The sequence below is a fragment of the Streptomyces chlorus genome (assembly GCF_042655885.1).
Taxonomy (GTDB): Bacteria; Actinomycetota; Actinomycetes; order Streptomycetales; family Streptomycetaceae; genus Streptomyces; species Streptomyces chlorus.
The window spans coordinates 1-1,654 of sequence record NZ_JBHSOA010000065.1 but is presented as its reverse complement, the minus strand read 5'-3'; the positions used below and the strand labels follow the sequence as shown (position 1 = coordinate 1,654).

Sequence of the window (1,654 nt, the reverse complement as noted above, 5' to 3'; positions counted from 1 at the left end):
CACTTGCCGGTATCGCCCGGCACACCACCGATCCCGACGCCGGCGGACTCACCCCCACCGACGCCGCACTCACCTCACTGAGTCAAGAAGAAATCGACCTGCTCGACGACGAATGGGAGACCTTCGAATGAGCACGCAGAAACGCAACATCGAAGAGATTCTTCCTCTGTCGCCGTTGCAGGAAGGGATTCTCTTCCACAGCGTTTACGACGAGAACGACGTCGACATCTACACGGTGCAGATCACGTTCGACTTCGAGGGCGAGATCGACCGTGACCGGTTGAAGGCGGCGGCGGAGGCGCTGCTTCGGCGACATGGGAATCTTCGAGTCGGGTTCCGCTACGAGGGCCTGTCGCAGCCGGTTCAGGTGGTGGCGCGCTCGGTGACGGTGCCGTGGTGCGACGAGGACGTCTCGGACGCGGACGATCCGGAGGCGGCCGCCGCGAAGCTGGTGGAGGCGGACCGGTGGGCGCGGTTCGACCTGCGCCGTCCGCCCCTGGTGCGGTTCATGCTGATTCGTCTCTGTCGTGATCGATACCGGTTCGTGCTCGCCCATCACCACATCCTGTGGGACGGCTGGTCGACCCCCGTGCTGCTGCGCGAGCTGCTGGTGCTGTACCGGCAGAGCGGCGACGACCAGGGGATGCCCCGGGTGCGCCCGTACCGCGACTACCTGCGGTGGCTGTCCGAACGCGACCGGGACGAGTCCGAGCGTGCCTGGCGCCAGGCTCTGGCAGGGCTGGAGGGGCCGACGCTGGTGGGGCCGAATGCCCGGGCAGCAGTGGTTCCGGAGCAGATGCGCGCGTCGGTGGACAGCGAGACGACGCAGGCACTCAGCCGGTGTGCGCGGGAGTGGGGCGTCACACTGAGCACGGTGGTGCAGGCGGCGTGGGCACTGGTGCTGTCGTGGACGACCGGCCGGCGCGACGTGGTGTTCGGCGCGACGGTTTCGGGCCGCCCGGCCAATCTGCCGGGTGTGGAGTCGATGGTGGGACTGTTCATCAACACCATCCCGGTGCGGGTGACCGTGGACCCGGCGGAGTCGTTGCAGGACCTGGTGGCGCGGGTGCAGCGGGAGCAGTCCCGGCTGGTCGACCACCACCACGTGGGGTTGACCGACATCCAGCGCTGGGCCGGATACGGCGAACTCTTCGACACCGCCACCGTCTTCGAGAACTATCCGGTAAGCGCCGACCACGTCACGGACTCGGGCGCCGAGTCCCACGGGGCCGAGCCGGTCCGGGTGCGTAACGCCGGCGTGCGGGACGCGACACACTACGCGCTCACCTTGATCGTCGAGCCGGCTCAGGAGTTGGGCCTGCGGCTGGGTTTCCGGCCGGATGTGCTCGATGGCGAACAAGCGGCCGCGACGATGAGGCGGCTCGTCACCACACTCACGGGCATCGTGACCACCCCCGACAGGCCGGCCGGGCGCCTGGACCTGCTCGACGCCGGGGAACGGCACCAGGTCGTCGAGGAGTGGAACGACACCAGGGCGGGGATCCGGCCGGGGACGGTGCTGGACTGGTTCGGGCGGCAGGCCGGGCAGACGCCCGATGCGGTCGCGGTGGTGTGCGGGGACGAGGAGGTTTCGTATGGGGAGTTGAATGCGCGGGTCAATCGTCTGGCGCGGGTGCTGGCCGGGCGTGGGGTG

At 68.7% G+C, this 1,654-nt stretch carries 1 protein-coding gene; it reads left to right on the top strand.

From position 1 onward, the window contains the following. Positions 1 to 127: 127 nt before the first annotated feature. On the top strand, positions 128 to 1,654 hold a 1,527-nt coding region (locus tag ACFPZI_RS28045), incomplete at its 3' end, for a condensation domain-containing protein (RefSeq protein ID WP_381368580.1).